Raw genomic sequence first — 12,440 nt, 5'->3', positions numbered from 1 at the left:
CCGCCGGGTAGGTGGGTGGCGGCGAATTCGGCTTGGGTGCTTGTGGTTTCGATGATGTGGGCGGCGATCTCTTCGTCGGCGTAGACCGCCAGCATGAGGACCGTGCGGGGGCAGCCATCGCGCTCAATTCTGGCATGGAGCGTTGCCAGATATTCGTATTTGTGGGATGGTCTTGTCAGAATGCGCTCGACGTCGCAGCCGAGTGCGAACATCTCTTCCGATGGGTGCGATGCAATGACGCATGACAACCAGCTGCTGCCGACTCCGCCGCTGTTCACGGAGTTTCCGTTCCGGTACGCGGTGCCCCTCATGGCGCCGGGCGATCTGCGCTGCACGGCGGCGCAGCGGGATTCGTTCCGTCGGTTCGCGCAGGTCGGGGATCCGCTGGCGGATGCTGTGGTCGCAATGCTCGAGCAGCTGCCGGTCGGTGCGGGACGACGGATGTTCGAGATCGCCGTCGAGCGCGGTATCGATGCGGTGCCGGATGCGCCCGCGGAGTTGGTGGCGTTCTTCGGGCAGGTCGAGGCGGATCCCTACTGGTTGGACCGCACCAAGATCGATCGGGGTGCCCGGGTCGTGGAACGCACCAGCGTGTGGGGCGGAATCGCGATGGGGATGTTCGCGTTGATGGGCGGCTACCTCGCCGCCCGCGCGGATAAGACCCTGGTCGGCACCGGTGATCTCGCCGCGATGGCGCCGCGCCGCCTCGCCGAAACCACCCAGTGGTGGCTGGATGTGACGACTCCCGGTGGGCTGGGGCGCAATCAGGTCGGCTACAAGAGCGTGCTGCGGGTGCGGCTGATGCACGCGCTGGTCCGCGCTGGCATGAATCGCCGACCCGATTGGGACTACGCGGCCTGGGACCATCCGGTGAACCAGGTGCTCACCGTCGGCACGCTCGGGTTGTTCTCGATGGCGAATCTGGTTGGCGCACAGGCGCTCGGCCTGCGCTTTTCGGCCGAGGAGAAGGACGCCGTATTCCAGCTCTGGCGCTATGTCGGCTTCCTGCTCGGCATCGACGCCGAAATCCTGCCGACCAATGAAACCGATACCTGGCGCGCCTTCTGGATCCTCGCCGATACCGAATTCATTCCCGACGAGGACTCCCGCCGTCTGGCCCAGGCCCTGGTTCCCGCGGCGGGCGGGCTGTTCATCGGCACCGACACCGTCGCCAAACGCGTCATCCGCCGGGTGCTCACCAGCTATATGGTGGCCTACAGTCGAATCGTGCTCGGCCCGAGCAACTCCGACTTCCTCGGCCTGGAGAACAGCAAGTTCTTCCAGAGCGCCGTCCTGGCCACCGCCGTCGTCAACGGCGCCCTGGAAGTCCCCCGCCAACTCATCCCCGGCGCCACCCGCATCCAGGAAAAATTCGGCGCCCGCGTCCGCTCCCGCCTGGTCCGCGGCTCCATCGCCCGCAATGGCGGCGACCGTACCTACGCCCGCCACGACACCTTCGCTAATCCACGCACCGCCCTGCGTGTGGGGTAGGCATCAGGTTCGAGGCTTGATCGTCCCGGTGAGGGCGGCGACCGCTCTGCGCCCGTCCCGCGCACTGCCCTGCGTGTGGGGTAGGCATCAGGGTCTACGGCTCGATCGCCGGGAGAGGGGGTCGAACGCTTTACGCCCGCCGTGACATGTAATCCCGCGCACCAGCGCGCGCGGGTCAGGAGCATCAAGTTCGCGAGCGGGTGGCGACGACGACCGCGACGAAGATGAGGGTGCAGCCGATTGCCGCGGTGCGGGATAGTCCGCCGCCGGTTGGAGTCAGGATGTCCAGGCTGATGGAGGCGAGGAGTTGGCCTGCCACCGAGGTGAGGCCGAGCAGCAGGACACCGATCCAGCGAACGGTCAGGGCGGCCAGGGCGATAAAGGCGACACCGATCAGTCCGCCGAGGTAGAGCCACGGTTCGCCGGGGAATTCGATGGGCCGGCCACTGCCGACGAGGACGGCGGCTTCGATGGCGAACAGGGCCGCGGTGCCGATGCCGAAGTTCACCAGGGTCGCGGAGAAGGGGCCGCCCACCGTGCCGACGCGCCCATTGACGGCTTGCTGCCAGGCCAGCCCGATCCCGGCCAGCGCGGGCAGGATGACCAGCAGTGCGGTGGGGCCGGTGCGCAGCCAGTCGGGAACCGCGGCGGATCCGGCCGGTACGCCGGAGCGGCCCGTCGCGGCGAGAGCCACCGCCGCGATGGCCAATGCGGCACCACAAATACGCGCCACCGTGATCGGGGTGCGGCCGTGCGGGGCCAATCCGAGCCGGTCCACCACCAGGCTGCTCAGCAATTGACCGCTGACCGTGGCGACGGTGAATGCGGTGACACCGATCGCGGCCACCGTAAGTCCCTGGCACGCAACGAAGAACGCACCGAACAGCCCGCCGAGCAACTGCCATGGACGCAGCACACCGCTCGACAGCGCCGCCCGAACCCGCCCCAGCCCAGCACGCAACCGCCGACTGCACACGAACGCGATCAGCAACACCGCCAGCCCGACACCGAAACTGATGCAGGCAGCCGCGATCCCATCCTGCAGCCGCGCCCCCAGCGCACCATTGATCCGGCCCTGCACGGCCACCCCGGCCCCAATACAGAACCCGAAGGCCAACCCCACCTTCGCCCGCACCGCCACCCCCGCACCGTACCGCCACAACCTCAACCACCGGCCGAGCCACAACACATCACGATCGCCGTGCCACCCCGACCCGCCCGCGCTTGTCGCACCTCCAGTGATTGCCTCGCACAGCGTGCACAGCTGTGCGAGGCAATCACGTGGTTTGCACGAGCCTCGGTTGTGCCCGGCCTTCACGTCGGAAAGAAACCTGGTTCCCGGTTGTTGTGGAGCGAAAGCTGTTCTGGGGATTTGCGTTTCAGGTCGCTGAGACGCACCGGGGAAGGCTGCTGACCTGGTGTGTTACTCGCGCGGTTCCGGTCGGCATAAGTGTGGTCGGCCGGAACCAGCACACGCGGTTCAGCCGAGCTTGCGCGACCGCAGCTCGTGTCCCTTGGAGGTTCTGCACCGACCGGATTCCAGATCCCACTGCCAGCCGTGCAAATTGCAGGTGAGCGTATTGCCCTCGACCACACCGAATTTCGACAGATCCGCCTTCAGGTGCGGGCAGCGCCGCTGCACTTCCCATCCGGCCAATTCCGTCGACGCGGAATCGTCGTGCGCCTCGGCGAACCAGCCGTCCGCGTATGCGATCCGCTCATCGGTGAGGCATTTGAAAAATGTGTAGAGGAATTCGTTGTAGCCGCCGATCCGCCACGCCTGGAAGCGGGTGGACAGGAAGATGGTGTTCACCCAGTCCGGCTCCTCATCGCGCAGTACGGTCCGGACCAACTCCGGCGCGATCCGGAAACCGTAGCGGTACTTGCCTTCTCCCTCGATCGGCGCGCGTACCACGTGGTTGGGGAAGTCCAGCACCACGGTTTCCTCGCCGATGACCAGGCCGACGGGGTATCCGATGCCATCGCAGATCAGATCGCTCTGCTTCATGATCGGCTCGAACAGCGCCTGCAACTGTTCCAGCAACCGCTCGTCACCTGTTGCCCACGAAGCCTTCTCGGCCGCGAGCACCGGCGCGAGACGCTGCGCCATGAGCTCGATATATTCGGCCTTGTTGTCGTAGATCAGGCCCGGCTCGAACGGATGGGTCAGCGACAGTTCCGCACCGCGGACTTCGGCGACCGAACCCGGGATCATCAGGATCCCGCCCTCGTTGCCGTGGATCTTCATCTGCTCCAGGAACACCATCTGATCCGGGAAGATATTGCCCTCGTCGCCGCGATCGTCATTGAGGTAGCGCAGCTCATCGTCGAGGAAGACCGGCGGACCGGCCGAGGGGACGACCCAGGTGGCACCGACCTGTTCGATATAGCTGCGGGCGCGATCCATACCGCGCTGACGCTTCTGCTTGCCGAAGTTCGACTTGGTGCGGTTCGGAATGTCGTAGACCATCGGGTACCAGATCGCGCCCGAATACTGCAGCAGATGGATATCGACGTGCCCGAACGCGTCGTGTAGCACATCCATATCGACCGGACGGGCATCGTTCATGTTGAAACAGGTGGTCTCACCGTCGGAGACCACCAGCCCGGAGTCGCCGATCGGACCGTCGGCGGGCGCGCGCAACGCGATGATCATGATGTCGATCTCGCCGCCCGGACCGCTCACTCGGTGCTTCACCGAATCCTGGGTCTCGAAGAACTTGTGGAAGCCCAGCTTCTCCAGTTCGCGCCGCAGGTCCGGCACCGGATAGTCCGGCAGCAGTACGGTCGCATCCTTGTTCACATGTTCGGCCAGGTGCACCGCGTCGAAGTGGTCGCGGTGCAGATGCGAGACGTACAGGAAATCGCAATTGCCCAGGTCATCCCAGTCCAACTGGGTGTTGTCCGGAAACGGGAACCACGAACCGAAGTACGCGGGATTGACCCAGGGATCGCAAAGGATCGACCCGGCCGCGGTGCGGATGTGGAATCCGGCGTGTCCGACGCTGGTGATCTGCACGAGCTGCTCCTCCTGACCGTTACCAGCCACCCAGGGTAGTGGCTAGGCGGAAACGTCGCCGATGCAGTAGCCCTCGGAACCCTCGGTGAGGGTGAAGGTACGGGTCTGGGTCACACCCGAGGAGTTGGTGACCGGAACTTCGACCGTGACGTAACCCGCGCGCAGCCGCTCCGAACGGATCTCCTGATCGGTGAATTTCGTGATGCCGGTCAGCCTGCCGGGGTTATTGGCCAGCGGTGCGGATGTCGGGCTGCCGGTTCCGGTGGGATCCCAGTTCGCGGGGCTCGCCTTGCAGACCAGCGGATAGGTGCCCTCCTTATCGGAGGGATCGAGCGGGGTGCCGACGAAACGGGCCAGATAGCGGCGCACGGTATGCCTGGCGTCGGCCTCATTGGGGCCGGGGTCGGCGCCGTCCTGCGCCACCCACGGGCAGACGGTCTGGTTCGAGTTCTTGATGCCCGACTCGATCGCGGCGCGGTCGAAGCTGATCGTGGTGCCCGCGTTCTGCCAGCTGACGCTGTTCTTCGTGACCGTCGCGGGCTCTGCGATGGCGGTCAGGATCGTCTTCTTGTCGGCGGACATATCGCTGACATTGCCTGGGGCCATCATCCAGCACTTGGACTGCAATTCGGCGGGTGTGGCCCGCTCGAGTGCCGCGCCGAAGCGCGATACGACATCCGCCGCGCCGGACACACCGCGGACCTCACCGACCGGCACGCTGAACGTTTGCGCCAATGCCTGCGTGGCCGTGGTCGGAATCGCGGCCGACGGGGTCGTGGTCTTCGCCGATGTGTTGGGCGGCTCGTCACCGGGTATGCCGGAGACGGAGTCGCATCCGGTGAGCAGAACAGCGCTGGTCAGTGCCAGGCCAGTCGTGATGGCGAGGAGCGCCCTTCGTGTCCGCGGGTCCTTCTGGTCGTGTTCACGCGGTATCGGGCGAGCGCGTTCCACTTCGAGGGTCCTCTTTCGTAGGCGTTCGGCATAGGAGCGACGGGTCCGGCACGCGCGCGGATGCGGCGGCTCTGCCGGATGGGACAGTCAGCGACTACGCTAGCGGAATTGTGGAACCCGTCTACCGGACGATCATCGGGCTGGCCCGTACCGTCTTCTTCGTCGAAGGTCTGAAGTTCACCGTCAAGGGCGCTGAACGTATCCCCGCGCGCGGTGGTGCCGTTATCGCGATCAACCACACCGGCTACATGGACTTCACCTACGCGGGTCTGCCGGCGCGCACCCCTAAGCGGTACGTCCGCTTCATGGCCAAGCAGGAGGTGTTCGACAACAACATCTCCGGCCCGATCATGCGGGCGCTCAAACACATTCCGGTGGACCGTGCGGCCGGTGCCGACTCGTACAAGGCGGCGGTCGAATACCTCCGCAGAGGCGAGTTGGTCGGCGTCTACCCCGAGGCCACCATCAGCCGCAGTTTCGAGATCAAGGACTTCAAGTCCGGTGCCGCGCGCATGGCGATCGAGGCGGATGTGCCGATCATCCCGATCGTCATCTGGGGCGCTCAGCGGGTGTGGACCAAGGGCTTCCCGAAGCGTCTGGGTCGCACCAATACGCCGATCTCCATCGCGGTCGGCGAGCCGATCCAGCCCTATGAACCCGCCGCCGAGCTGACCGCTCAGCTGCGCAGCACCATGCAGGCGATGCTGCTGGATCTGCAGCAGGACTATGTGCACGAACCCGGCGCCTATTGGGTGCCAGCACGTTTGGGCGGCAGCGCGCCCACCCTCGAGGCAGCCAATGCCATGGACGCCGCCGAGGCCGAGGAGAAGGCGGCGCGCCGGGCAGCCAAGGGTTCGCTGTAGGGGAAGCCATGTCGCGGGAACCGGTCTATGACATTCTCACGGGCTTGGTCCGCACGCTCTTCGTGGTGCAGGGGCTGCGGGTGGATATCGCCGGACAGGACCGGATTCCGCGCACCGGCGGCGCCGTCATCGCCGTGAATCACACCGCCTACCTGGACTTCATGGAGGTCGGTCTGGTCGGGCGCAATTCGCGGCGCAATGTTCGTTTCATGATGAAGGCCGAACTCGAACACGGCATCGTCGGCTTTCTCATGAAGCACTGCAAGGCAATCGGTGTCGATCGCAGCGCGGGCGCGGGTTCCTACCGTCGCGCGGTCGCGGCGTTGCGTGCGGGCGAGCTGGTCGTGGTCTACCCGGAGGCGACCATCAGCCGCAGCTTCGAACTAAAGGAGTTCAAGTCCGGTGCCGCGCGCATGGCGATCGACGCGGACGTCCCGATCATTCCCATCGTCATCTGGGGTGCCCATCGCATCTGGACCAAGGGCTTCCCGAAGCAACTCGGCCGCCATCGTTTTCCGATCAATATCCGCATCGGTGACCCGATCCCGCCCGTCGACCCGACCGACGATCTAACGGTCGAACTCCGCACTCGGATGAGCGAACTGCTGGCGGACGCTCAGGCGAACTACCCGATGCCAGCGGGCGAACCGTGGGTACCCGCCCGCATCGGCGGCACCGCCCCCACCCTCGCCGAAGCCGCCGTGCTCGAGCGGGCGGAGATGGCCCGCCGCGCCGCCCAACGTCGAACCCACTGAGCCTCAGGACCAGGGGATTGCGCAACGGCTAGGGCGCGTCCTCAAAGTGGTTGTGGCTGATTTGCTTTGCGGTGGTTGCTGGTCTGTTTTGATGTCGGGTTGTGGTGCGCAGGCATGAGTTGACCGATGAGCAGTGGCAGGTCGTGGAGGCGTCGTTGCCGGTGTCGGGTGCGAAGGGGCGTCCGCGGATCGATGACCGGCGGGTGGTCAACGGCATGTTGTACAAGGCCAAGACCGGAATCGCGTGGCGGGACCTGCCCGAGCGGTACGGGCCGTGGAAGACCGTCTACAACCGGTTCTGGCGGTGGTCACGCAACGGAACCCTGACGCTGCTGGTCGAGCGGGTGCGGGTGATCGCCGACGCTGTCGCTGAGCTCGACCGGGAGGTGTCGGTGGATTCCTCGATCGTGCGTGCGCACCAGCATGCTGCGGGTGCCCGGCGCGGGCGGGTGATCCACACCGGCGGGAGGCGGGTTCTACCCCGGGGCAGATAGCGAGCCCGCTGATCACGCGATCGGCCGGTCTCGTGGTGGGCCGACGACGAAGATCCACCTGGCCTGTGATGGGCTCGGGCGACCGTTGTCGATTGTGTTGACCGGCGGCAACGTTAACGACTGCACCGTGTTCACCAGGGTGCTGGCCGGGATCTGGATGCCACGGCCCGGGCGCGGGCGGCCGTGGACGCGGCCACGGCGGGTGCTGGCGGACAAGGGCTATTCCTCGCGTGCGATCCGGGAACACCTGCGGTGTCGCGGCATTGCCGCGACGATTCCCGAACGCGCCGACCAGCAGGCCAACCGGCGGCGCCGTGGCACGGCTGGTGGCCGTCCGCCGACGTTCGATCCGGTGGCCTATCGCCGACGTAATGTCGTCGAGCGTTGCTTCAACCGGCTCAAGCAATACCGGGCCATCGCCACCCGCTACGACAAGACGGCAACCTCCTACCGCGGCATGCTCGACCTGGCCACCCTGCTCATGTGGCTTTGAGGACGCGTCCTAGGGGCTGGGAGATCGCCGCGGAGGAAGGAGGTCGGGGGGACGCCCATGAGCATGCGGAAGTCGGCGGTCATATGGGACTGGTCGTAATAGCCGGTGGCGGTGGCCAATTGGGACCACGGGGTTTGGCCCGCGCTGGCAATGATGCGGCGAACGCGGCCGATACGGGCGAAATGCTTGGGGGAGACACCGATTCCGGCGGTGAAGAGGTTGCGGAGTTGGCGCTCGCTGACCGCGAGGTCGGCGGCGAGTCCGCGGACCGTCGGGACCGTGGCGATGGCGGCGACGGCGTCGCGGAGGAGTTCACGGTGTGCGCGCTGGGTCTGATCTTCGGAGATGCGTTGTGGGAGAATCGCTTCCAGGAACCGCAGGACATCTTCGGTTGGCAGCGCGGCGAGTTCGTGTGCCAGATCGGCGGCGACGCCGGGGAGGTCGGCGAGGCGGACGACGCGATCGGCGAGGTCGGCGGCGGGGACGCCGAGCAGTTGCCGGGTGGCGCCGGGGGCCAGGCGCAGACGGGTGCATCCGGCGGGCTTATCCGCGGCCGAGTAGGCGGCGCGGGTCTGCGGCCCGACGACGAGTGTGTCGCGGCGGTCGCGCAGCACGATCGTTGTCCCGGCATGCGGTACATGCGTGTACGGCACGGAGGTATCTGTGCCGGTCGGGATGCTGCCGAATTCGGTGATCCACGGCCGCAGTGCTTCGGGTGCGGGCACCGTTGACTCGGTGAGGTCGGCGGTCGGCATGGTCACCGGACCCACTGTAAGCAGCTCACAGCCGTATACAGCGACCGAAAACGTGCCGAAATTTCCTATCGACCCAGGTGGCCCGGGCGGCAGGCTGGCCGCATGATCGTGATCACCGGTGCCACCGGCACCATCGGCAGTGAAATCATCCGGAGTGGAGTTGGCCCGGGCCGACTACCACGACCTCGACTCGATGGCCGCCGCGATGTCCGGCGCGGCGGCGGCCTTCATCGTGGGTGTGCTCGGCCCGGAATATGCCGAGACCGACCGCGCGCTGGTTGCCGTGGCCCGCGAGGTCGGCGTGCGCCGCATCGTCAAACTTTCCGCCATAGGCACCGGCGAACCCGGCCTCGGCCGGGTCGGCACGTGGCATATTCCCGGCGAGGAAGCAGCCAGGGCCAGCGGTTTGGAGTGGACCGTCCTGCGGCCGTCCAGCTTCGCCTCCAACACGTTGAGCTGGGCCGATGCCATCCGGTCCGGTCAGCCCGTGCCGAATCTGACCGGTACCGGCAGTCAGGGCGTCATCGACCCACGCGATATCGCCGCGGTCGCCGTCGAGGCCTTGACGACCACCGGCCACACGGGCCACGTCTACACCCTCACCGGCCCCGAACTGCTCACCACCGCAGACCAAGCCGCAGCACTGGCGACCGTCCTCGGCCATCCGCTCGAGGTGGTCGACGTGCCGGAAGATATTGCCCGCGAACATATGATCGCGGCAGGCATGTCCCCGGAATTCGTCGAGGGCGCACTGGCTGGCCAGGCCTATGTGCGCGCTGGCGGCAATACCATCCGCACCGACGACGTCCGCCAAATCCTCGGCCGCCCACCCCGCACCTACGCCGAATGGGCTGCCGACCACGCCGCAGCCTTCACCCCAACCTCCGCCGACCAGAGCATTCGCTGACCGACCCGCATCCGCATCCCCGGCACCCGAAGCCCCTGCCAGCAATGTCCGATTTTTATTTGGGGCCAATGTCGGACTACAGTTTTGGACGCACGCCGATGCAGCCGAGTTCCGGACCACATCGAGCGCATGCGGATGTAGCGCAGCTGGTAGCGCATCACCTTGCCAAGGTGAGGGTCGCGGGTTCGAATCCCGTCATCCGCTCCACGAAAAGGCCAGGTCAGTAGCGTGAGCTACCCTGGTCTAGACGTGTATGTCACCACCTGTGTCACCACGTCACCAACTTGCGGTCACAACCGGCTTCTCAGGGCACCCACCGGCTCTGGAGGCTTCATGCTCACACCCCGCCCGCGACCCCGTAGTAACGGGTCGATCGCCTGGCAGGTTCCGTTCCACTTCTACGACGAGACCGGGCGTCGACGCTCGACGTCGGAGACCTTCGACGATTTCGAGGCCGCGGTGCGCTGGTGTGAGCTGGCCGAGGTGGTCGGGGTCGCCGAGGCGCGCCGGATCCGCGAGATTCAGCTCGGTGCCGGAGTGCGGTATACGACGCTGGTGGCGTGGTTGCGCAAGTACACCGCGCGGTTGACCGGAATCGAGGAACGCACGCGCGCCGGCTACCTCCGCTACATCGACGTCGACATCGAACCGTTCATGGGCTCCTCGCTGCCGATCACCGCGTTCAACCAGGATCTGGACGCTGCCTGGATCGTGCACCTTGAGCAGGACAAGGGCAACGGCGCGAAAACCATTCACAACAAACACGGGTTCCTGTCCGCTGGTCTGAACGCGGCTGTGGCCGAACGACCGACGCCGCTGATCCCCTACAACCCATGCCTGGGCATCCGGCTGCCGCGCCACGACGCGCCGGAGCTGGACATCTTCGACAACGACGAATGGGAGCTCTTCGAGCAGTTGATGCCACCGCGGTGGCGCCCGCACGCCGAGTTCAACCTGGTCTCGATGGCCCGACCGAGTGAGGTCACCGCCATCCAGATCCGCGATATCGACAAGCGGACCGGCGATGTGCGCATCAACAAGGCATGGAAGCACGTCGGCGGTGGGATGAAGCTGGGAAAACCGAAGTCCTCGCGCGGTATTCGCACCGTCACGGTTCCGCTGGAAACCCTCGAGCGCTTCGACCTCGATCGCCCGGGTGATGAGCTGCTGGTCCACACCAGCAACGACACTCCGATCAGCGCGGGCTACTTCTACGCCAAAGCGTGGATACCAGGCTTGCGCCGCTTGCGTGCTCTCGCCGACGGCAACCTCGAACCGTTCGGCCCCAACGCTCAGTGGAAAGGCGCGGATCCTGACTACCTGCTAGAGCGTTTCGCCGACGCGATCGCCTCGATACGCCACAAACGCCTCACCCCCTACACTCTGCGCCATACCGGCATCTCCTGGAAGCTCCAGGACGGCGTGCCCCTGTTCGTCGTGTCCCGCGACGCCGGCCACAAGTCGGTCAACACCACCGACTCCCGCTACGGCCACAACGACCGCCGCGCCAGCGCCGCAGCCGCCCAAATCATCGCCAACAGGCTCCCACGCGCCCGCGCCGCGATGCTGCGCACCGTCGCCTGAACCAGTGTCCCCGAGCACTCCACCTGCCCATCAGGATTCATTTCATAACCGCGGCGTCGGAATGAAATGAAATGGAATGAAACGGAATTCCACGATGCTGAAAGCCGTCAACCCACGCACCACCACCACCGACACCCCGACGGGATGCCAGTTCCCCTTGGACAACGGCGGCACATGCGAGGCCGCCGTCCTGCCCAGTGGCAGACCGGGCGCACCGCGCAAATACTGCGACAACCCTTAGCACACCGCGCAGAAAGCGCTGCGCCGCAAGCGCAAAGCCGACGACAAGGCTGTCGAACGGGTGGAGCAGCGCCCGTTGCGTCCGGTCACCGACGGCACAATCGCGCTTGCCGATCTTGTCGACTGCATCGAACTGACCCGCACAGAACTGGCGGCCATGCTGGTCGACGCCGGCGAATTGATCGCCGAGGTCACTGACCCTGCGGTCATTGACCGCGAGATCGCCGAGATTCAGCGGGACGCGACTGTCCGCATCGCCGCCGCCGAACAGGCTCGCGCCGACGTGGAGAAAGCCGCGTCTGTCATGGCGTGTCGACTGGAACACGCGGTCGAGCTCGAGGAGCTGGCCCTGGCCGCCGCCGACGAAGCCGCCGAGGAGACGCAGCCGGCCAAAGCCCTTGCAGCACAAGCTGCTGCCGACGCACAAGCGCGCATCGCCGAGGTAGAGGCAGATCGCGACCGGGTCTACGAGGAAGCCGAAGCGGTGCTGAAGGAAATGCGCGGACACCTCGACGCTGCCCGCGCAGCACAGGCCCACGCCGAAGGCGAACGCGACGCCGCACTCACCAACGCCAAGACTTCAACTGAGGAGAACGCAACTCTACGACAGCGTCTCGACGACCAGGCCACCGAACACCACCATCAACTCGAACAACGCGACATGGAGTACTCCCGCGCAATCACCGCCGCCCACGCCATGGCCGACCGCGCCGCCCGCGAACACCGCGACCAAGTCAGCGAAATCCTGCGGACATACCGCGGGCAGATCAGTCCGATGCACACTGACCGCCAGGTCGAACAGAACTCGGCTGCTACCGATCTGGTCGGCCTACAACATCGGGTGTCCGCCGAGGACTGAAGATGGACCGGCACGGCGTTTCGCCTTCC

The 12,440-nt window shown here is 66.0% G+C and carries 10 protein-coding genes, 1 tRNA gene and 1 pseudogene; 8 read left to right on the top strand and 4 right to left on the bottom strand.

Going from position 1 to position 12,440, the window contains the following annotated elements:
* Positions 1-234: 234 nt before the first annotated feature.
* Complete coding sequence (locus ABZ293_RS13445; RefSeq protein WP_355180276.1) at positions 235-1,491, top strand: oxygenase MpaB family protein; 1,257 nt, start codon at positions 235-237, stop codon at positions 1,489-1,491.
* Between the two features lie 184 nt (positions 1,492-1,675).
* On the opposite strand, the gene ABZ293_RS13440 is transcribed toward ABZ293_RS13445, so the two are convergent.
* The 3 genes from ABZ293_RS13440 to ABZ293_RS13430 form a co-directional block, all read right to left on the bottom strand.
* Positions 1,676-2,632 carry a DMT family transporter gene (locus ABZ293_RS13440; protein ID WP_355180274.1) on the bottom strand — a complete coding sequence of 319 codons (957 nt, stop codon included), beginning with the start codon at positions 2,630-2,632 and terminating at the stop codon, positions 1,676-1,678.
* Between the two features lie 339 nt (positions 2,633-2,971).
* Positions 2,972-4,510 carry a Rieske 2Fe-2S domain-containing protein gene (locus tag ABZ293_RS13435; protein ID WP_355180272.1) on the bottom strand — a complete coding sequence of 513 codons (1,539 nt, stop codon included), beginning with the start codon at positions 4,508-4,510 and terminating at the stop codon, positions 2,972-2,974.
* A gap of 42 nt (positions 4,511-4,552) precedes the next feature.
* Entirely contained in the window at positions 4,553-5,461 is a 909-nt protein-coding gene (locus tag ABZ293_RS13430; RefSeq protein WP_355180270.1) for a hypothetical protein, read from the bottom strand.
* A 110-nt stretch (positions 5,462-5,571) separates the two neighbouring features.
* Between ABZ293_RS13430 and ABZ293_RS13425 the strand changes: the two genes are divergently transcribed.
* From ABZ293_RS13425 to ABZ293_RS13415, 3 genes and pseudogenes are all read left to right on the top strand, one after another.
* Positions 5,572-6,324, top strand: coding sequence for a lysophospholipid acyltransferase family protein (locus ABZ293_RS13425; protein WP_355180268.1), 753 nt, complete (start codon positions 5,572-5,574; stop codon positions 6,322-6,324).
* An 8-nt stretch (positions 6,325-6,332) separates the two neighbouring features.
* Complete coding sequence (locus tag ABZ293_RS13420) at positions 6,333-7,079, top strand: lysophospholipid acyltransferase family protein (protein ID WP_355180266.1); 747 nt, start codon at positions 6,333-6,335, stop codon at positions 7,077-7,079.
* A 101-nt stretch (positions 7,080-7,180) separates the two neighbouring features.
* A pseudogene (locus ABZ293_RS13415) lies at positions 7,181-8,066 on the top strand (IS5 family transposase).
* Here the strand turns inward: ABZ293_RS13415 and ABZ293_RS13410 are convergent.
* On the bottom strand, positions 8,021-8,821 hold the full coding sequence (locus tag ABZ293_RS13410) for a helix-turn-helix domain-containing protein (protein WP_355180376.1): 801 nt from the start codon (positions 8,819-8,821) through the stop codon (positions 8,021-8,023). The pseudogene ABZ293_RS13415 and the gene ABZ293_RS13410 sit on opposite strands and share 46 nt — an antisense overlap.
* A 139-nt stretch (positions 8,822-8,960) precedes the next feature.
* On the opposite strand from ABZ293_RS13410, the gene ABZ293_RS13405 reads away from it, so the two are divergent.
* The 4 genes from ABZ293_RS13405 to ABZ293_RS13390 all read left to right on the top strand — a co-directional run bounded on the left by ABZ293_RS13405 (position 8,961) and on the right by ABZ293_RS13390 (position 12,411).
* Positions 8,961-9,728 (top strand): NAD(P)H-binding protein, encoded by a 768-nt coding sequence (locus ABZ293_RS13405; RefSeq protein WP_355180265.1) that lies wholly within the window; start codon positions 8,961-8,963, stop codon positions 9,726-9,728.
* 131 nt (positions 9,729-9,859) lie between these two features.
* Positions 9,860-9,935: transfer RNA gene (locus ABZ293_RS13400), tRNA-Gly, on the top strand.
* A gap of 126 nt (positions 9,936-10,061) precedes the next feature.
* Positions 10,062-11,312, top strand: coding sequence for a site-specific integrase (locus ABZ293_RS13395; RefSeq protein ID WP_355180264.1), 1,251 nt, complete (start codon positions 10,062-10,064; stop codon positions 11,310-11,312).
* A gap of 316 nt (positions 11,313-11,628) precedes the next feature.
* Positions 11,629-12,411, top strand: a complete 783-nt coding sequence (locus tag ABZ293_RS13390; protein ID WP_355180262.1) for a hypothetical protein — start codon at positions 11,629-11,631, stop codon at positions 12,409-12,411.
* The last annotated feature ends 29 nt before the right edge of the window (positions 12,412-12,440 follow it).

It is taken from the genome of Nocardia sp. NPDC005998 (genome assembly GCF_040614395.1).
Taxonomy (GTDB): domain Bacteria; phylum Actinomycetota; class Actinomycetes; order Mycobacteriales; family Mycobacteriaceae; genus Nocardia.
The sequence above is the reverse complement of the archived record's forward strand: the minus strand, read 5'-3'. Positions and strand labels throughout refer to the sequence as shown.

Excerpts from the sequence above, each read along its gene's own strand:
- ABZ293_RS13445 (WP_355180276.1), top strand. The coding sequence starts at position 235 with ATGACGCATGACAACCAGCTGCTGCCGACTCCGCCGCTGTTCACGGAG.
- ABZ293_RS13420 (WP_355180266.1), top strand. The coding sequence starts at position 6,333 with ATGTCGCGGGAACCGGTCTATGACATTCTCACGGGCTTGGTCCGCACG.
- ABZ293_RS13410 (WP_355180376.1), bottom strand. The coding sequence starts at position 8,821 with ATGCCGACCGCCGACCTCACCGAGTCAACGGTGCCCGCACCCGAAGCA.
- ABZ293_RS13395 (WP_355180264.1), top strand. The coding sequence starts at position 10,062 with ATGCTCACACCCCGCCCGCGACCCCGTAGTAACGGGTCGATCGCCTGG.